14 protein-coding genes are annotated in these 20,079 nt (G+C 34.1%); 13 read left to right on the forward strand and 1 reads right to left on the reverse strand.

What is annotated here, in order from left to right; translation table 11 throughout:
• Positions 1 to 229 precede the first annotated feature (229 nt).
• The gene (locus RWZ86_RS05655) at positions 230 to 1,417 is read left to right on the forward strand and encodes an IS110 family transposase (RefSeq protein WP_314680562.1); all 1,188 of its coding nucleotides are present in this window, start codon (positions 230 to 232) and stop codon (positions 1,415 to 1,417) included.
• A 164-nt stretch (positions 1,418 to 1,581) separates the two neighbouring features.
• Here the strand turns inward: RWZ86_RS05655 and RWZ86_RS05660 are convergent, their stop codons facing one another.
• Complete coding sequence (locus tag RWZ86_RS05660; RefSeq protein ID WP_314680563.1) at positions 1,582 to 2,451, reverse strand: helix-turn-helix domain-containing protein; 870 nt, start codon at positions 2,449 to 2,451, stop codon at positions 1,582 to 1,584.
• A gap of 143 nt (positions 2,452 to 2,594) precedes the next feature.
• Here RWZ86_RS05660 and RWZ86_RS05665 point away from each other — a divergent pair, with 143 nt between their 5' ends.
• From RWZ86_RS05665 to RWZ86_RS05720, 12 genes are all read left to right on the forward strand, one after another.
• Positions 2,595 to 2,867, forward strand: coding sequence for an ACT domain-containing protein (locus RWZ86_RS05665; protein WP_314680564.1), 273 nt, complete (start codon positions 2,595 to 2,597; stop codon positions 2,865 to 2,867).
• Between the two features lie 8 nt (positions 2,868 to 2,875).
• Complete coding sequence (locus tag RWZ86_RS05670) at positions 2,876 to 4,228, forward strand: PFL family protein (RefSeq protein ID WP_314680565.1); 1,353 nt, start codon at positions 2,876 to 2,878, stop codon at positions 4,226 to 4,228.
• Positions 4,229 to 4,298: 70 nt separating this feature from the next.
• Complete coding sequence (locus RWZ86_RS05675) at positions 4,299 to 6,038, forward strand: M3 family oligoendopeptidase (RefSeq protein ID WP_314680566.1); 1,740 nt, start codon at positions 4,299 to 4,301, stop codon at positions 6,036 to 6,038.
• Between the two features lie 245 nt (positions 6,039 to 6,283).
• A complete protein-coding gene (locus tag RWZ86_RS05680; protein ID WP_314680567.1) occupies positions 6,284 to 8,077 on the forward strand; it encodes an oligopeptide ABC transporter substrate-binding protein in 1,794 nt (597 codons plus the stop codon).
• A gap of 510 nt (positions 8,078 to 8,587) precedes the next feature.
• Positions 8,588 to 10,381, forward strand: a complete 1,794-nt coding sequence (locus RWZ86_RS05685; RefSeq protein WP_314680568.1) for an oligopeptide ABC transporter substrate-binding protein — start codon at positions 8,588 to 8,590, stop codon at positions 10,379 to 10,381.
• A 384-nt stretch (positions 10,382 to 10,765) separates the two neighbouring features.
• Positions 10,766 to 12,550, forward strand: a complete 1,785-nt coding sequence (locus RWZ86_RS05690) for an oligopeptide ABC transporter substrate-binding protein (protein WP_314680569.1) — start codon at positions 10,766 to 10,768, stop codon at positions 12,548 to 12,550.
• A gap of 191 nt (positions 12,551 to 12,741) precedes the next feature.
• Entirely contained in the window at positions 12,742 to 14,526 is a 1,785-nt protein-coding gene (locus tag RWZ86_RS05695) for an oligopeptide ABC transporter substrate-binding protein (protein WP_314680570.1), read from the forward strand.
• Between the two features lie 650 nt (positions 14,527 to 15,176).
• The gene (locus RWZ86_RS05700) at positions 15,177 to 16,178 is read left to right on the forward strand and encodes an ABC transporter ATP-binding protein (protein ID WP_314680571.1); all 1,002 of its coding nucleotides are present in this window, start codon (positions 15,177 to 15,179) and stop codon (positions 16,176 to 16,178) included.
• A complete protein-coding gene (locus RWZ86_RS05705) occupies positions 16,178 to 17,125 on the forward strand; it encodes an ATP-binding cassette domain-containing protein (RefSeq protein ID WP_314680572.1) in 948 nt (315 codons plus the stop codon). Before RWZ86_RS05700 ends, RWZ86_RS05705 begins: the two co-directional genes overlap by 1 nt.
• Positions 17,126 to 17,128: 3 nt before the next feature.
• Positions 17,129 to 18,091: an oligopeptide ABC transporter permease gene (opp4B, locus tag RWZ86_RS05710; protein WP_314680573.1), complete on the forward strand. Its 963-nt coding sequence runs from the start codon at positions 17,129 to 17,131 to the stop codon at positions 18,089 to 18,091.
• Between the two features lie 17 nt (positions 18,092 to 18,108).
• A complete protein-coding gene (locus RWZ86_RS05715; RefSeq protein WP_314680574.1) occupies positions 18,109 to 19,017 on the forward strand; it encodes an ABC transporter permease in 909 nt (302 codons plus the stop codon).
• A gap of 339 nt (positions 19,018 to 19,356) precedes the next feature.
• A complete protein-coding gene (locus RWZ86_RS05720) occupies positions 19,357 to 19,791 on the forward strand; it encodes a NusG domain II-containing protein (RefSeq protein ID WP_314680575.1) in 435 nt (144 codons plus the stop codon).
• The last annotated feature ends 288 nt before the right edge of the window (positions 19,792 to 20,079 follow it).

The raw sequence follows: 20,079 nt of genomic DNA on the forward strand, positions 1-20,079 counted from the left end.
CCAAGACGGTTTCACCGTCTTACTCATGACAGAAACAAAATTTGGTATTATACTTGCATTAGAGAACAATACTAATCCGTTCGAATTATTAGGGAATTGTCGTTCCTGTCAGGGAAACTGGATGAACAGGGGTCATGAGAAAACTCGATTATGCCTAGAGCATGAAAATAAAATTACATTTTACCTTCTGTTCCATTGTTCTTAAACAATTAGAATAGGAGGTTTTATTATGCAAGTAATGCACCCAGTATGTTGTGGGATTGATGTACATCAAAAATCCAGTGTTTGTTGTATTTTAGACGGTCCTCTAACTTCAAACGAACCTAAAAAATATCAAACAAGCTTTGGTACCACAACTAAAGAATTAAAAGCAGCTCTTGATTGGCTACTTGAACATCAAGTTACGCACGTTTTCTTCGAAAGCACAGGACAATATTGGATCCCTCTTTTCAATATCTTTTCAGATTCTGACTTAGAATTAGTCCTTGCGAATCCTCAACATATTAAAAATGTCCCTGGTCGTAAGACAGACGTCAAAGATGCTGAGTGGATTGCACAACTGGGTCGGTGTGGTTTAATTAACCAATCTTATATTCCTTCTCAAGAGGTGCTTCAATTACGTTATTTAACTCGTTATCGTATCTCAGTCAAACAACGGTTAACTCAAATAAAAAATCATATCCATGTTATTTTACAAAGGGGGAATATTAAAATAACAAGCTACTTATCAGATATTTTCAGCAAGACAGGACAAGCTTTATTAACTTTATTTATTAATGGAGAAGTTATTAATGAAGATAATGTTGAAAGTTGCATACATGGTAGAATAAAAGCCTCTACTAGACAATTAATTGAAGCTATGGAAGGTAAACTATCTACAGTGGATCGTTTTCTAATTAAAGAATGTATAGAAGAATATAAACTTCAGAAAAAGATATCAGATGAACTCAATAAAGAAATAAATGAATATATTTTAGATCATTTTCCTGAAGAATATCAACTTCTTCTAACAATTCCTGGTATTAGTGATAATTGTTGTGCCACTATATTAGCTGAAATCGGTCAAAATGTTGAAGCTTTTAAAACTGATAAGAACTTAGCTTCATGGGCTGGAATGTGTCCGGGTTCTAACGAAAGTGCCGATGTAAAGAAATCTTCGCACACGACGCAAGGCAATAAATATCTTAAACAAGCCTTAGTAATGTCGGTGTTAAGTGTTCAACGTGCTAAAGAAGAAACCTTTTCAGTTTTCTATCAGCGAATTTCCAGCAGAGGAAGTAAAATGAAAGCTATTATCGCTTGTGGTCATAAAATGCTTAGAATTATCTATAAAATACTTCAATCGCACCGACCTTATAATAGTCAAAAAGCGTTAGGTCTGCGACAACAGACTAACGCTTTATCTTTGACAATTTAAAAAATTTTCCACTTATATTATAGCATAGGTAGTATCTTTTTGTCTTTTTTTGGTACTTTGTTTCAAATAAAACTTCGAGACCGAGGCTCGAAGTTTTGCCATGAGATTCGCGTAGCGAAGTTGCTGGCGACCTATACTACTATTTGAAATTGGGGTTCTATTTTTTAGTATTCCTGTTGCATCAAAAGAAAATGGCAGAGCGTTAGAGCGTCCATATTCTTGAGCGACAATCCTGTGAGTTGTCCAAACCGATCAATCCGATATTGCAACGTATTACGATGAATAAACAAACGAGTCGCAGCCTTAGTTAAAGTCCCACGCTCTTGCCACAACGCCTCAATCAAATCAGGAAACTCATCCTGAATCATTTGTGTATACAACGTCTCAGGAATTGGAGAAATATCCAATTTTCTCTGAGTGAATCCCCATAAAACCATCGGCGCAAAAGCCAAACAAGTCTGCTTATTCGACTCATGCAAATACGTCACAAATAAAGCTTTCTCCGCTTGATAAATTCCTGGAATTTCCTCTGACATTTTCCAAACATTTCCAATGAAAATCTTCATCGAAATCGCAAAATCTTCCTCGACTGTGGCATGAATTGCTTGTAAATCCTGAGTCGAAATTGTTTCAACATCCGCTTTCCTTACAATTGTATAATGCTTTGGAAAACAAGAAAAACTCGTTAATACATCGCCAAAAATCTCTTGCATCATTTCCAACCATTCTTGCTCATTAAAGTCTTCATTTTTCTGAATTAAACAAACATGAATAAATTGTATCGTATCCAATTGAACAGGACATTGTCCTTCTTGTTCTAAGTAGTGTTGCCAAGGTGAAAGTTGAGAGGATACTTTTGTTGGAGTTTTTGTCAATTTTTCTAACAATGCTAATTCCCGACTAGATAATTCATCAAAAGGAATTTGTAAATAAGTATTTTCTCCTAAAGGGATAATAGAATCCCTTGTATCTTCTGGAATGTGATGGATAATTTTAGAATTTGGAAATAATTGTAACCATTCTTCGTATTTCATAACTGTCTCCTTTTCTTCTTCTCTTGTAGTATACACTAAATGAGCTTGGAAAGAAAAAGAAGAAAATGAAAAATATAGTTTTGACTAGGATTTTTTTTGAAAATTCGCTACAATAGAAGCAACTTTATAAGAGGAGTGAGAAAATGAAAGCAGTCGTAACAGTTGTCGGCAAAGATCGTGTCGGTATCGTTTATGAAGTATCAAAATTATTAGCAGAACAAAATATTAATATTGTAAATATCTCTCAAGAAATTATGGATGAATATTTTACAATGTTAATTTTAGTAGATGTATCAGCAAGTAAAATGCCATTTGTAGAATTGGCTCCGTATATTAACGAACAAGGGAAAAAATTAGCATTAGATATTCGTATTCAAAATCATGAAATTTTTGAAGCGATGCATCGGATTGGTTAGGTGAAGGAATGGTTCAACATAGTGAAATTTTAGAAACGATTTCGATGGTAAAAGAACAAAACTTTGATGTTCGTACGATTACTATCGGAATTGATTTACATGATTGTATTCATCCGGATATTGAGGTATTAAATCAAAATATTTACAACAAAATTACTCGTATTGGAAAAGATTTAGTGAAAACAGCTCAGGAACTATCTCTGCAATATGGTGTGCCAATTGTAAACCAACGAATTTCTGTAACACCGATTGCGCAAATCGCAGCAGCTACAAAAGCAGATAGCTATGTTTCTATTGCACAAACATTGGATCGAGCAGCCAAAGCCATCGGCGTATCTTTTATTGGTGGATTTTCTGCATTAGTTCAAAAAGGAATGAGTCCTTCAGATGAAGTGTTAATTCGTTCGATTCCAGAAGCCATGAAAGTAACCGATATTGTGTGTAGTTCTGTTAATATTGGTTCTACAAAAGCAGGAATTAATATGGATGCTGTAAAATTAGTGGGAGAAATCATTAAAGAAACAGCAGAAATAACCCCAGAAGGATTTGGCTGTGCTAAAGTCGTAATTTTCTGTAATGCAGTAGAAGATAATCCATTTATGGCGGGAGCTTTCCATGGTAGTGGAGAAGCAGATGCTGTGATTAATGTCGGAGTTTCTGGACCGGGTGTTGTAAAAGCAGCCCTTGAAAATCATGAAGCCGAAACATTAACAGAAATTGCTGAAATCGTTAAGAAAACTGCATTTAAAATTACTCGTGTTGGGGAATTAATAGGTCAAAAAGCCAGTCAAATGTTAGGAATTCCATTTGGAATTTTAGATTTATCTCTTGCACCAACTCCTGCAGTAGGGGATTCAGTAGCTCGTATTTTAGAAGAAATGGGCTTATCTGTTACAGGTACTCATGGGACAACAGCTGCCTTAGCATTATTAAATGATGCAGTGAAAAAAGGCGGTATGATGGCTAGTTCTGCCGTTGGCGGTTTAAGCGGAGCATTTATTCCAGTTTCAGAAGATGAAGGAATGATTGAAGCAGCTACCAATGGCGTTTTAACATTAGATAAATTAGAAGCGATGACAGCCGTTTGTTCCGTTGGATTAGATATGATTGCTGTTCCAGGAGATACTTCTGCAACTACAATTTCAGGAATTATTGCGGATGAAGCTGCTATTGGAATGATTAATACAAAAACAACTGCTGTACGTATTATTCCTGTTCCTGGTGGGAAAGTAGGAGATTCTGTAGAGTTTGGTGGATTGTTAGGATATGCTCCAATTATGCCTGTTAAAGAAGGGAATTGCGATTTATTTGTAAACCGTGGAGGACGTATTCCAGCTCCTGTACAATCATTAAAAAATTAATCCTATCATGGAAAAAGTTTACTAGATACAGTATAATGAAAGATACAGAAAAAAAGAGGAGGAATGAAAGATGTATGAATGGACATTAGAAGATTTATACCCATCATTTGAAAGTCAAGAATTTAAACAAGATGTAGAAGCTTATAAAGCGTTAAAAGGAAAATTTGAAAGTTTAACACTTGAAGATTCTATTGAAGGAATTACACAAGTTGTAAAATTATTAGAAGAATCAACAGTGTTAACAGGTCGTTTATATAATTATATTCATTTAACATTAGCGACAGATACAACGCATGAAACAGCGACACAAGTAGAAGTACAATTAGCAGGAGTTTCAGCTGATTTACAAGCTACGTATGCGAAAGTTTCAAAATTTTTAGGAACAATTCAAACAGACATTACAACAGATCCTTTCTTAGCTGAATATCGTTATTATTTTGAAGAAGCTAAAAAAGATGCGACTCACTTATTAAGTGATGAGTTAGAAGAAGTTTTAGCAAAAATGTCTATTAGTGGCGGAAAAGCTTGGTCTCAATTATTCGACTTCATGTGGTCAAGTGCTCAAGGCGAATATAAAGGTGAAGTAGTTACTTTAAGTGAAATTCGTGGGAAAGCATACGATAGCGATGCAGAAGTGCGTAAGTCAGCGTACGAAGCAGAGTTGAAAATGTATGATGCGATTAAAGAACCAATTGCTTTCTCATTAAACCATATTAAAAAAGAAGTATTAACAACTTCTAGCTTACGTGGATTTGAATCTCCATTAGCACATACGCTAGAAGCTTCTCGTATGAGTCGTGAAACTTTAGATGCACTATTAGAAGCAATCCGTGAATACTTACCAAACTTTAGAAAATATTTACGCCATAAAGCAGCCTTATTAGGACATGAAAATGGATTACCATTCTATGATTTATTTGCACCTGTTGGAAATAGCAGTCGTACATTTACAGTGGAAGAATCAAAAGATTACTTAATTGAAAACTTCAAAACATTCTCAGCGGATTTAGCGGAAATGACAGAAGAATTCTTTGATAAACACTATATTGATTTCTATCCACGTAAAGGAAAAGTTGGGGGAGCATTCTGTGCAAACTTACCAATGATTAAACAATCACGTGTGTTAACAAACTTCACTGGATCATTAAGTGATGTTGTCACATTAGCGCACGAATTAGGACATGCATATCATGGCTTACACATTGAAAATCACCGTCCATTAAATCAAGATTATTCAATGCCAGTTGCAGAAACAGCTTCAACATTTAATGAAAACATCATTATGAATACAGCGATTAAAGAAGCGAGTGATGAAGAAAAAATCGCATTAATTGAATCTCAATTACAAGATACAACACAAATTATTGTCGATATTTATTCTCGTTACCTATTCGAGTCAGCTGTTTTTGAAAATCGTGAACAATCATTTATGTTCTCTAAAGATTTAGAAGAAATGATGTTATCTGCTCAAAAAGAAGCTTATGGTGATGGATTAGATCAAGCTTACTTACATCCATATATGTGGGCATGTAAACCGCATTACTATAGCACAGGATTAAGTTTCTATAATTTCCCATATGCATTTGGTGGATTATTCTCTAAAGGATTATATGCTATCTATCAAGAACAACCAGAAGGCTTTGTAGAAAAATATCAAGAATTACTTCGTGCAACTACTGTATCAAGTGTAGAAGATACTGCTAAAGTTTTAGGAGTAGATGTAAGTACTCCAGAATTCTGGAAGAAAGCATTAGCAGAAGTAGCAGAGTCTATCGAAGCATTTATTGCTTTAACTCCATTAGATAAATAATAAAAACTAGAAAAGGACTTTTCGTATTTAGCGTAGCTGCTAGGACGAAAAGTCTTTTTTGATGCAAAAAATTGAAAGATACACGTCTGTAATAAAATTTAAATAGAGAAAGTACAAGCTTCTTTCAAAAAAATGAAAAAAATTTAATCAAAATGATTGATTTTTTTACAAGAAACTGTTAAAGTATAGAAAGTTAATTTAATTGTCAGACAATTCTGATATAAGTCTGACAGTCAGGAGGAAATATGAAGAAAAAAGGACTATTATTTTTCTCAACTGCAGCCGTAGCTTTAACATTAGCAGCTTGTGGTGGAAAAGGACAATCAAGTGATTCTACAACAACAGGTGGAACTCCACAACCAAAAACTAAATATGCATCTGAAGTAACTCACGAAGGTACACCAATTAAAGGTGGGACTTTGAAATATGCGATGGTATCTGCAGCTCCATTTAAAGGATTATTCATGGATGAATTAGCATCAGATTCATCAGATTCAACCATTACTTCTCAAATTGATACGACATTATTTGAATATGATGAAAACCGTAAATTAACAAATACAGGTATGGGTTCTATTGAATTTGACGTTGAAGGTAAAACTGCAACAATTAAATTAAATTCAAAAGACTATAAATGGTCAGATGGACAACCTTTAACAATCGATGATTACATCTTCGCTATTGAAGCTATCGGTCATAAAGACTACACAGGTGTTCGTTATAACGCAAACTACCAAAATATCGAAGGTATAGATAAATTCCACAGTGGCGAAGCAAGTTCAATTTCAGGGGTAGAAAAATTAGATGACTACTCAGTGAAACTTCACTTCAAACAAATGCGTCCTTCAATGCAATTAGCAGGGGGAGCTTTACCTTACTACGTAATGCCTAAACATATCTTCTCAACTATTCCAGTTGCTGAATGGGAAAAGAGTGACTATGTACGTGGAAATAAAGGTGTAGGCCTTGGACCATTTAAGATTGAATCAATCACACCAGGTGAATCTGTAACATTAGTTCCAAACGAACACTACTACAAAGGTCGTGCTAAATTAGATAAAGTTGTAATGGAAGTTGTTTCTCCAGATACAATTGTTTCTCAAATGAAAGCTGGTAACTATGATATTGCTTCAATGCCAAGTGCTCAATATGAAGCATACAAAGATTTAACAAATGTGTCATTTATTAGTTCATTTGCTTCTCAATATGAATATATCGCATTCCATTTAGGTAAATTTGATAAAGAACAAGGTAAAAACGTAACGGATCCAAATGCTAAAATGAAAGATCCAGTTTTACGTCAAGCATTAGCTTATGCATTAGATATTAATGCAGCTGGTGAAAGTATGTACCATGGTTTACAACGTGGAACAAACTCAATCATCATCCCATTCTTCAAAGATATTTACAATGCAAATCAAGAAGGATTTGATTATAACCCAGAAAAAGCTAAACAAATGTTAGATGAAGCTGGATATAAAGATACTGATGGAGATGGATTACGTGAAAACAAAGATGGTTCTAAATTATCTATTAACTTTGCAGCACGTACTCGTGACGATGCAAACGAATCATTAATCCAACAATATCTATTATGGTGGAAAGAAATTGGTTTAGATGTAAAACTTTACACTGGTCGTACTCTTGAATCAAATGTATTCTATGAAAAAGTTCAAGCGGATGATCCAGAAATCGATATGTTCGCTGGTGGATGGGGAACAGGTTATGATCCAAACCCATCTAACTTATTCGGTGAAAGTGCTAAGTTCAACTTTGCTCGTTTCGTAAGTCAAGAAGGTAACGATATCATGGCTAAGATCAGTTCGACTGAAGCATTCGATGAAGCGAAGAATGTAGAGTTCTTCAAACAATGGCAAAAATATGTTCACGATCAAGCGTTCATCTTCCCAACTTTAATTGGTGATTCTGTAACTGCCGTGAACAAACGTGTGAAATTCATGAACTCTGAAATTGGTAATAAAGATTCTAAATCTGCTTTATACCAACTTGAAGTTGTTTCAGAAACAGCTACTAAGTAATTTTTATATGACTTCCCTATAAGTAGCGGAGGACGCAAGCAGCCTCGCAAATGCGAGTCTCATTGCTAAAATTTGAGCCTAAGGTCTCAAATTTTCCTGTACTAGAAGCCAATGGAATGGCTTCTAGTACTTGCGCTACTGCGGGGAGTCTATTTTTTTGTTGTCTTTCAAAAAAAAGTTGTTGACATTTGAATTAAATCGGTGCATAATAGGCTCCATCATAAGAAAAGGAGTTAAGAACATGTATAAAGTATTCAATTTACAATTACAATTAAATACTCGTTGGCATAGCCACTAGATACAGGTTGTTCTTAACGTACATTTTGTACATATAGATACAACCTTCATTGTCGTGAAATTGTATCTATGTGGCAAACTAATATCATGAATGAACTCGACCACGTAGATTCTAATACAATAGAACTTGCGTGGTCTTTTTGTATATAGAGACCATTATGGTCTCTTATTTTTTATCGAGTTCATTCAAAATGATTTACTTGGAGGATTTCTATGAAGAAAAAAGGTCTATTATTTTTATCAACTGCAGCCGTAGCTTTAACATTAGCAGCTTGTGGCGGGAAAGGACAATCAAGTGATGCAACTACAACAAGTGCTAACCCACAACCAAAAATGAAATTTGCATCAGAAGTTACTCATGATGGAACACCTATTAAAGGCGGAACATTAAAATATGCGATTGTTTCACCAGCTCCTTTTAAAGGAGTGTTCATGGACGAATTAGCATCTGATTCAGTTGACTCACAAATTACATCTCAAATTGATACAACTTTATTTGAATTTGATGATAATCGTCGTTTAACAAATACAGGTTTAGCATCTGTTGAATTTGATATTGAAGGGAAAACAGTAACAGTTAAACTAAACTCAAAAGATTACAAATTTTCAGATGGACAACCTCTAACAATTGATGATTATATTTTCGCAATTGAAGCAATTGGAAATAAAGATTATACTGGTGTTCGATACAATGGGAATTATCAAAACATTGAAGGGATGGAACAATTCCATAGTGGTGAAGCTAGTTCGATTTCTGGGGTAGAAAAATTAGATGATTACTCTGTAAAAATTCACTTTAAACAAATGCGTCCATCAATGCAATTAGCAGGTGGTTCGTTACCGTCATATGTATTACCAAAACATATCTTTTCATCAATTCCTATTACTGAATGGGAGAAGAGTGAATATGTACGTGGAACAAAAGGTGTAGGTGTAGGACCGTTTAAAATTGAATCAATCGTTCCAGGTGAATCTGTAACATTAGTACCAAATGAACATTTCTATAAAGGTCGTTCAAAAGTTGATAAAGTTGTGATGGAAGTTGTGTCTCCTGATACAGTTGTTTCTCAAGTGAAGTCTGGTAATTATGATATTGCGTCAATGCCAAATTCACAGTTTGAAGCATATAAAGATTTAACAAATGTTTCCTTTATTAGTTCATTTGCTTCTCAATATGAATATATCGCATTCCATTTAGGTAAATTCGATAAAGAGCAAGGCAAAAATATTACAGATCCAAATGCTAAAATGAGTGATCCTGTATTACGTCAAGCAATCGCTTATGCGATTGACAATAATGCTTCCGGGGAAAGTATCTTTAACGGATTACAACGAGGTACAAATTCAATTATTATTCCATCCTTTAAAGATGTGTATAATCCAAATCAAGAAGGATTTGATTATAATCCAGAAAAAGCGAAACAATTATTAGATGAAGCTGGTTATAAAGATACAGACGGTGATGGATTACGTGAAAACAAAGATGGATCTAAATTATCGATTAACTTTGCAGCTCGTACTCGTGATGATGCAAATGAAGCGTTAATCCAACAATATCTACTATGGTTTAAAGAAGTCGGCTTAGATATTAAACTATATACAGGTCGCACATTAGAACCGAGTCTATTCTATGAAAAAATTCAAGCGGATGATCCGGAAATTGATATGTTTGCGGGTGGATGGGGAATTGGTTATGATCCAAATCCAGCCAACTTATTTGGTGAAACAGCTAAATTCAACTTCTCTCGTTTTGTAAGTCCAGAGGGGAATGAGATTATTGGCAAGATTGGTTCGACTGAAGCGTTTGATGAAGCGAAGAATGTGGAGTTCTTCAAACAATGGCAAAAATATGTTCACGATCAAGCGTTCATTTTCCCAACTTTAATTGGTGAATCTGTAACTGCCGTGAACAAACGTGTGAAATTCATGAATTCTGAAATTGGTACGAAAGATGCTAAGTCTGAGTTGTATCAAATTGAGTTGGTTTCCGAAACGACTGCTAAATAATTTTATATGACTTCCCTTTAAGTAGCGGAGGACGCAAGTAGCCTCGCAAAAGCGAGTCTCATTGCTAAAACTTGAGCCTAAGGTCTCAATTTTTCCTGTACTAGAAGCCAAACTTTGGCTTCTAGTACTTGCGCTACTGCGGTAAGTCTATGTGTTTGCCCCGTTTAAAATATTAATTCCCTCAAAGTAGCATTTACTTCACTACTTTGGGGGAGTTTTTGTTTGTCTATCATCAATAGACACTTTATGAGAATTTTATGCGATTATGAGTAAATGAAGTGAAAAAGATTAAAAAATTTGCTTTTATTTTAATTTATGATAGAATGATTGCGACATAAAGAGATGAGAACTTTATGAGGAAGAAGAAATATTTGGAGGAATGAGATGAAGAAAAAGAATTGGTTATATGTAACAACAGCAGCAACAGTATTAGCTTTAGCAGCTTGTAATTCTAATAAAGAAACAACAGCTACTAAAACACCACTTGGAACACAAACAAAGTTTGCGACAGAAGCAGTCAATGATGCAGAAGCTATCAAAGGTGGAACATTAAAATATGCTTTAGTAGCATCTTCAGGTTTTAAAGGTGTTTTCATTGATGAATTAGCACAAGATTCATTAGACTCAACAATTAGTTCGCAAATTGATGCAAGTATTTTTGAATACGATGAGAATAGACAGTTAACAAATACTGGTTTGGCAAGTATTGATTTTGATGTTGAAGGGAAATCAGTCACTGTTACATTAAATTCTAAAGATTATAAATGGTCAGACGGTCAACCTGTAACCATTGATGATTATATCTTCACTTATCAATCAATTGGTCATAAAGATTACACAGGATCTCGTTATAATAGTAAATATGAAAATGTAGTTGGAATGAAAGAATTCCATGAAGGCAAAGCAGATTCAGTATCAGGATTAGAAAAAATCGATGACTATTCTGTTAAAATTCATTTCAAAGAAATGCGTCCTTCTATGAAATTAGCAGGTGGAGCATTAAGTGCGTATATTATGCCAAAACATATTTTCTCTACAATTCCAGTTGCAGAATGGGATAAGAGTGAATACGTACGTGGAACAAAATTCGTTGGTTTAGGGGCATTCAAGTTAGAATCCATTATTCCAGGTGAATCTGTCACATTAGTTCCTAATGAACATTACTACAAAGGTCGTGCAAAATTAGATAAAGTCGTAATGGAAATTGTATCTCCTGATAATATCGTTTCAGAAATGAAAGCTGGAAAATATGATATCGCCGAGATGCCAAATGCACAATATGAATCTTATAAAGATTTAACAAACGTAAACTTAGTAAGTACATTTAAATCATCATTCGAATACGTAGCTTTCCATTTAGGAAAATTTGATAAAGCAAGTGGTAAAAACATCACTGATCCTAACGCTAAAATGAGTGATCCAGTATTACGTCAAGCAATTGCTTATGCATTAGATATGGATACAGTAGGTGAAACACTTTACCATGGCTTACAACGTGGAACAAATTCGATTATTATTCCATTCTTCAAAGATGTTTACAATGCTGAACAAGAAGGATTTAAATATAATCCAGAAAAAGCAAAACAAATATTAGAAGATGCTGGCTATAAAGATGTTGATGGCGATGGAATTCGTGAAAATAAAGATGGTTCTCCATTAAGTATTACATTTGCAGCACGTACTCGTGATGATGCAAATGAATCATTAATTCAACAATACTTATTATGGTGGAAAGAAATTGGATTAGATGTTCAATTATATACCGGACGTACCATTGAATCGAATAATTTCTATGAAAAAGTTCAAACAGATGATCCAGAAATTGATATGTTTGCTGCTGGTTGGGGAACTGGATTCGATCCAAACCCAGCAAACTTATTCGGTGAAACTGCTAAATTTAACTTCGCTCGCTTTGTAAGTGAAAAAGGAAATAGTATTATAAATAACATTAGTTCAACAGAAGCGTTTGATGATGCTAAAAATGTTGAATTCTATAAAGAATGGCAACAATACGTTCATGATGAAGCATTTATCTTCCCAACACTGGTAGGGGATTTAGTAACTGCTGTTAATAAACGTGTGAAATATTATGATACGAAGATTGGAACAAGTAACTCAAAATCAGCATTGTATCAATTAGAAGTAGTATCAGATACTCAAGTTAAATAATACAATTTATAAAGACTTTTCCCATGGATATTCCCGTGAGAAAAGTCTTTTTTAGTTGAAAATGAGATAAAATGAAAATAAATTAAAAAAAGATTAAAAAATACTTGCAAAAAACAAATTATATGTTAATATAATAACATCTTAATTAAAAATTGAATTTTTAAAGAAGATTTTATTAAGGAGAGATGAAAATGATGAAAAGAAAATGGCTTTGGTTACCAACAGCTGCAGTAGCATTGACGATGGCAGCGTGTGGTTCAAAAACAACAAATACTACGACAACAACTGAGGGAGCAGATAAATCAAAATTTGTTTCTGAAGTCACTCATGATGGTGAACCAATTAAAGGTGGAACATTAAAATATGCGATTGTTTCAGCTTCACCAATTAATGGATTATTCATTGATGAATTAGCTTCAGATACAACTGATTCATCTGTAGCAGGAATGATTGATGAATCAATGTTTGAATATGATGACAATCGTAAATTAGTAAATACAGGTTTAGCATCTATCTCTTTTGATGTAGAAGGTAAAACTGCAACTGTTAAATTAAACTCTCAAGACTATAAATGGTCAGATGGAGAAAAATTTACAATTGATGACTATATTTTCACTTATGAAGGAATTGGGCATAAAGACTACACTGGTGTACGTTACGATGGAGACTTCAAAAATATTGAAGGAATGGATGACTATCACAAAGGAAAAGCTTCAACAATCTCTGGTTTAGAAAAATTAGATGACTACACAGTGAAAATTCACTATAAAGAAATGACACCTTCAATGCAATTAGCAGGTGGTTCAGTAAGTAGCTATGTTATGCCAAAACATGTATTCTCTAAAATTCCTGTAGCTGAATGGGAACAAAGTGATGCAGTTCGTGGTAAATCTAACGTTGGTCTAGGGGCGTATAAAATTGAATCAATGGTACCTGGTGAATCAGTAACATTTGTACCAAACGATAATTATTATAAAGGTCGTTCAAACCTTGATAAAGTTGTAATGGAAGTTGTTTCTCCAGATAGTATCGTTTCAGAAATGAAAGCTGGTAAATATGATATTGCAAGTATGCCATCAGCGCAATATGATTCATTTAAAGATTTAACAAATGTAACTTTCGTAAGTTCATTACAATCACAATATGAATATATTGGATTTAAACTTGGTAAATGGGATAAAGAACAAGGTAAAAATATTGTAGATCCAAATGCTAAAATGAGTGATGTAGCTTTACGTCAAGCGATTGCTTATGCGATTGATCCAGATACAGCTGGTAAAAACTTATATAATGGATTACAACATGGAACAAACTCAATTATCATTCCATTCTTCCAAGATATTTATAACAAAGATCAAGAAGGATTTGATTATAACCCAGAAAAAGCTAAGAAATTATTAGATGATGCTGGTTATAAAGATGTAGATGGTGATGGATTACGTGAAAATAAAGATGGTTCTAAACTAAAAATCAACTTTGCTGCTCGTACTCGTGACGATGCGAATGAATCATTAATTCAACAATATCTATTATGGTGGAAAGAAGTTGGATTAGATGTTCAGTTATATACTGGACGTACATTAGAAGTGAACAACTTCTATGATAAAGTTGAAGCAGATGACCCTGAAATTGATATGTTTGCTGCTGGATGGGCAACAGGTTATGATCCAAACCCATCAGGATTATTCGGTGAAGATGCTAAATTCAATATGCAACGTTACACAAGTGCTGAAGGAAATGCTTTAATTGAGAAAATTTCTTCAAATGAAGCATTTGATGATGCTAAAAATATTCAATTCTATAAAGAATGGCAAAAATATGTACACGATCAAGCGTTCATCTTCCCAACACTTACTGGTGAAAGTGTAACTGCTGTCAATAAACGTGTGAAATACTACGATAAAAAAATTGGTTCAAATCACGATGAATCTTCTATGATTAAATTGCAATTAACTGCAAAAGAACCTGTAAAATAAGCCCACGTTTTTTCTCGACTCAATGAAAAGATTGAGTCGAGTTTTTTTGTTAGGGGAGAGCAATGATACTGTTTGCTGTAGCTAAGGACGCCAGCAGCTTCGCAAAGCGAATCTCATGGCTAAACTTTGAGCCTTGGTCTCAAAGTTTCCTGCAATCTTGGCTTTGGTTGCTAGAGTTACAGCGGACAGTATCATTGCTCTTTTGTATTGAGGGGATGAGGGGGTGTAAGATAGTATCTGTTGTAGCTTAAGACGCTAGCAGCCTCGTTTGTGCTAGTTTAATAGTTAATTTTACAAAATTTACTTTGAAAGAGTTTTCCAACAAATATACGAAATAGCTATAACTGGAAATAAGAAAAAATTAATTCTAGAAAAAATTAAAGTAACATCTCTTTTTTTTGAATAAATTTATGAAAAAATGAGGAAATTATTAAAAAATTCTGTAGAAAATCATAGGAATTTTCAAAGAATCGTGGTATTATAAATACATGTTATTTTAAAAATGGAATTGTCATACAATTTGCATTTTTGTTTTAAAATACGTATAATATCAATAATGTTTAAGCGGCATTGTTGGATTTTGAAATTTTAATGAATAAAAAACGAAGGTTGGCATAAACCTTTCGATTATGACAGAGGGGGACGAAGATTTGGCTATCGATAAACCATTATTAGAAATCAACGATTTACATGTTGGATTTCGTATTAAAGATGATTTTTATGATGCAGTTGATGGTGTTTCATTATCATTGGAGAAAAATGAAATTTTAGCAATTGTAGGGGAATCTGGATGTGGTAAATCTACATTAGCAACAACTATTATGGGTTTACACAATAAATTAAATACTAAAATCACTGGGGACATTATTTATAATGATGTAAACTTAGTGAACTTAAATGAAACTTTATATAATAAAATTCGTGGAAATGATATTGGTATGATTTTCCAAGATCCATTGGCTTCATTAAACCCATTAATGACCATTGGTGCTCAAATTGATGAAGCATTATTATATCATACAGACTTAGATGAAAAACAACGTACAGAACGTGTATTAGAATTACTTGCACAAGTAGGAATTCCAAATCCACAACGTACATTTAAACAATACCCACATGAATTATCAGGTGGGATGCGTCAACGTGTTGTAATTGCGATTGCATTATCTTGTAAACCACCAATTATTATCGCTGACGAACCAACAACAGCGCTTGACGTAACAATTCAAGCACAAATCTTAGATTTATTAAATGAAATTCAAGCCGAAACACAATCAGGAATTATTTTAATTACGCACGACCTTGGGGTAGTTGCGGAAACTGCTGACCGTGTAGCTGTGATGTATGCTGGACAATTCGTAGAGATTGCTCCTGTAGAGGAATTATTTACAAATCCTAAACATCCATATACTCGTTCATTATTACAATCAATTCCACAAGCTGGTGCTGAAGGACAAGAGTTACACGTAATTGAAGGTACAGTTCCTTCATTACCAAGCTTACCACGTACAGGATGCCGTTTTGCTCCTCGTATTCCATGGATTTCTGCAGAAGAACATGAAGAACATCCAACATTACACGAAGTTGGTCAAGGCCATTTTGTTCGTTGTACATGTTACAAAAATTTCCAATTTGAAGGGGAGGAAGCATAATGGGTTTTGTTAGAATTGAAGATTTAAAAGTTCACTATCCAATTAGAAGTGGCTTCTTTAACCGAGTAACGGATCACGTTTATGCTGTTGATGGCGTTACATTGGAAATTGAAGAAGGAAAAACTTATGGACTTGTAGGTGAATCAGGTTCTGGTAAATCAACAATCGGTAAAGCAATTATTGGTTTAGAGCCAGTTACAAGTGGAAAAGTATTATATGAAGGACAAGATGTGACAAATAAAGCACGTCGTCGTACTTCAGATTACAATCGTAATGTACAAATGATTTTCCAAGATTCATTATCAAGTTTTAATCCTAAAAAACGTATTTTAGATATCGTGGCTGAGCCATTACGTAACTTTGACCGTTTATCTCCAGAAGAAGAACGTCGCAAAGTTATTGAATTAATGGAAATCATTGGTTTATCTGAAGAAGCATTATTAAAATACCCTCACCAATTCTCTGGTGGACAACGTCAACGTATTGGGGTAGCTCGTGCTTTAGCAAGTAATCCACGTTTAATTATTGCCGATGAACCAGTATCTGCTTTGGACTTATCTGTACAAGCGCAAGTATTAAACTATATGAAACGAATTCAAGATGAATTTAACTTAAGTTATTTATTTATCTCTCATGACCTTGGGGTTGTAAAACATATGTGTGATGAATTATTCATTATGTATCGTGGACGTTTCGTTGAAACAGGAAAAGCAAATGATATTTATGCAAATCCTCAACATATTTATACTAAACGTTTATTATCAGCCATTCCAGTTATTGACCCAGTAAACCGTGAAGCGAACAAATTACGTCGTATTGAAGCTGAGAAATTCTATCAAGAAAATCAAACAATGTACTATGACGAAAAAGGTCGTGTATTCGATTTACAACAATTGTCAGATTCGCATTTTGTTGCGTTGAATCCATCAACAAAGGGAGGTAACTAGACTATGTGGAAAACTATATTACGTCGTGTACTACTAATGGTGCCACAAATCTTAATTTTAAGTTTATTAGCATTCTTGATTGCTAAAATGATGCCAGGGGATCCATTTACAGGGTTAATTACTCCTGAAACAGATCCAAACACAATTGAAGCTTTACGTGTGAAAGCTGGTTTCTATGATCCATGGTATATCCAATATGTTCGTTGGATGGGGAAAGCATTCCAAGGAGACTTTGGACAAAGTTATACTTATAAATATGCTGTTACTAAATTAATTGGTGAACGTATTGGTAACACAGTTTGGTTATCATTATTAACATTAATTTTAACGTATTTAATTGCATTACCTTTAGGGATGGTTGCAGGACGTTATCAAAACTCTTGGGCTGATAAGTTAATCGTTGTTTATAACTTCATTACTTATTCAATTCCAACATTCGTATTTGCCTTAATTCTATTATGGTTATTTGGTTATACATTAGGTTGGTTCCCAACTCGTGGTTCTGTTGATTCAGGTGTTTCACCAGGATCTATTGGTTATTTAATTAATCGATTCCACCACTTATTATTACCAGCATTAACAATGGCGATTTTATCAACAACTGGTACAGTTCAATATTTAAGAACTGGGGTAATTGATGCGAAGAGTCAAGACTATGTTCGTACAGCTCGTGCAAAAGGGGTTCCTGAAAAAGTGGTATTTAACCGTCACATTTTCCGTAACTCAATTTTACCAATCGCTGCCTTCTTAGGATATGAATTCACAGGTTTAATCGGTGGTTCAGTGTTTATTGAAAACATCTTCTCATATCCAGGAATGGGGAACTTATTCGTAAGTTCAATTTCATCTCGTGACTATTCTGTTATCTTAGCGTTGTTATTACTATTTGGTACAGCAACACTATTAGGAACATTATTATCTGATATTATTATGAGTATCGTTGACCCTAGGGTTCGCGTACAATAGAAAAGGAGGAGTAGCAAATGGCGCAAGATAAAAAAGATGTAACAAAAGAAAGCACCGTATCTACCCCACCTACTGGGTTCCAGGTTATTGTGCGTGAATTCTTAAAAGATAAAATTGCTCTTGCAGCATTGATTATCTTAACTTTAATTTTCTTATTTATTTACATTGGTCCGTTTTTCATTAATGAAGCAACTGCCTTGAAAGTAAATATTTTACAACGTTATAAAGCACCAGGTGTTAATGGATTTTTATTAGGATCTGATGAAGGTGGTCGTGATGTATTTGCGATGTTAGTCATCGGAGCTCGTAACTCTGTAACAATTGGTTTCACGATTACAATTTTAACGTGTATTATCGGGATTATCGTTGGTTTAATTTCTGGATACTATGGTAAATGGGTTGATACTACATTAATGCGTATTGTTGATTTTATTATGATTTTACCAACATTAATGATTATCATCGTATTCGTAACAGTGATTCCAAACTATACATTATTCCACTTTATTTTAATTATGACATTGTTCTACTGGGTTGGTTCAGCTCGTTTATTCAGAACTCGTACGTTACAAGAAGCTAGTTTAGATTATGTAAATGCGTCTAAGACTTTAGGTTCTAGTGATTTACAAATTATGTTCCGTGAGATTTTACCTAACATTAGTTCGTTGATCATTGTTAACTTGATTTTACGTTTAGCAGGGAATATCGGTATTGAGACTGGTTTAACATACTTAGGTTTCGGTTTACCATATACAACTCCTTCTTTAGGAACATTAATTTCTGCAGCAAAAACGCAAGATATTATTGAAAACAAAATGTGGGTATGGTTACCTGCAACAATTTTAATTTTAGTAATGATGTTATGTATTAACTACATTGGACAAGCATTCCAACGTGCAGCGGATGCTCGCCAACGTCTAGGTTAATATTCGAATTAGACTTCTTTAATAGCAGTATAGGACGCCAGCAAACCTTCGGTTTCATGGCTAAATTTTGAGCCTATAGTCTCAAAATTTCCTAGTAACAGTAGCCACAAGAGTGGCTGCTGTTACGCATACTGCTATAAGAAGTCTTTTCTGTTTTATCGGTTATTTACGAGAGTGCGTAACGAAATAGACTTCTCTATATAGTAGTAAAGGACGGCAGCAAACTTTTGGGTTCATGGCTAAGCTACTATGAGAAGTCTTTTTTGTTTTGACTTTTTGGTTGTGTAAAAGTGTATTTTTTTGTAAAATAGAGGGGCTAATAATTTTAATGGAGGATTTATGAAAGAGAAATTTAAGAAGTATCAACATTTAGTGAAGCCTTATGACATTATTATTGTAATTGCCTTATTTATTTTATCTTTTTTACCAAATGCAATTTTTGCAGTACAACAGATGACGACTTCAACTGAGGAAGCAAAAATTTATGCTGTTGTTACGATTAATGGTGAAGAAGTGCAACGTTTTGAATTAAAAGAAGATACTCCACATGAGGAATTTATTTATTTTCCTAGTGATGAGCAATATAATATTATTGAAGTAGATGGGACTAGAATTAGAGATAAGGAAGACAATAGTCCTGATCAAATTGCTGTTAAAACGGGTTGGATATCAAGAGTGGGGCAGACGAGTATTTGTTTACCGCATGGATTGATGATTGAGATTGTTTCAACGAAGGAACCGACGGAAGAAACGGATACTATTATTCCCCTGTAATGAATACGAATTAGACTTCTCTATATAATAGCAAAGGACGGCAGCAGCCCTAGCGGTCTCATGCCTAAACTTTGAGCCTATAGTCTCAAAGTTTCCTAGTAAAAGTAACCAAGTTTGGCTACTTTTACGATTGCTACTATGAGAAGTCTATTTTTCTGGCTCATCGATAAATTCTGTTGGTGAATCAAATTTAACACCAAATTAAGTCTTTAATTTTAATTGAACAAGATGGAAGAAAATTAAATATTTAGTCTATTTAATAATCTACCATAAACATAACTATGAATG

Source organism: uncultured Granulicatella sp. (assembly GCF_963545075.1).
GTDB lineage: Bacteria > Bacillota > Bacilli > Lactobacillales > Aerococcaceae > Granulicatella.

Bases quoted from the DNA above. Each gene is read 5' to 3' on its own strand.
- RWZ86_RS05655 (WP_314680562.1), top strand. From the start codon at position 230: ATGCAAGTAATGCACCCAGTATGTTGTGGGATTGATGTACATCAAAAA.
- RWZ86_RS05675 (WP_314680566.1), top strand. From the start codon at position 4,299: ATGTATGAATGGACATTAGAAGATTTATACCCATCATTTGAAAGTCAA.
- RWZ86_RS05720 (WP_314680575.1), top strand. From the start codon at position 19,357: ATGAAAGAGAAATTTAAGAAGTATCAACATTTAGTGAAGCCTTATGAC.
- RWZ86_RS05715 (WP_314680574.1), top strand. From the start codon at position 18,109: ATGGCGCAAGATAAAAAAGATGTAACAAAAGAAAGCACCGTATCTACC.
- RWZ86_RS05690 (WP_314680569.1), top strand. From the start codon at position 10,766: ATGAAGAAAAAGAATTGGTTATATGTAACAACAGCAGCAACAGTATTA.
- RWZ86_RS05705 (WP_314680572.1), top strand. From the start codon at position 16,178: ATGGGTTTTGTTAGAATTGAAGATTTAAAAGTTCACTATCCAATTAGA.
- RWZ86_RS05680 (WP_314680567.1), top strand. From the start codon at position 6,284: ATGAAGAAAAAAGGACTATTATTTTTCTCAACTGCAGCCGTAGCTTTA.
- RWZ86_RS05695 (WP_314680570.1), top strand. From the start codon at position 12,742: ATGATGAAAAGAAAATGGCTTTGGTTACCAACAGCTGCAGTAGCATTG.
- opp4B (WP_314680573.1), top strand. From the start codon at position 17,129: ATGTGGAAAACTATATTACGTCGTGTACTACTAATGGTGCCACAAATC.
- RWZ86_RS05665 (WP_314680564.1), top strand. From the start codon at position 2,595: ATGAAAGCAGTCGTAACAGTTGTCGGCAAAGATCGTGTCGGTATCGTT.
- RWZ86_RS05660 (WP_314680563.1), bottom strand. From the start codon at position 2,451: ATGAAATACGAAGAATGGTTACAATTATTTCCAAATTCTAAAATTATC.
- RWZ86_RS05685 (WP_314680568.1), top strand. From the start codon at position 8,588: ATGAAGAAAAAAGGTCTATTATTTTTATCAACTGCAGCCGTAGCTTTA.
- RWZ86_RS05670 (WP_314680565.1), top strand. From the start codon at position 2,876: ATGGTTCAACATAGTGAAATTTTAGAAACGATTTCGATGGTAAAAGAA.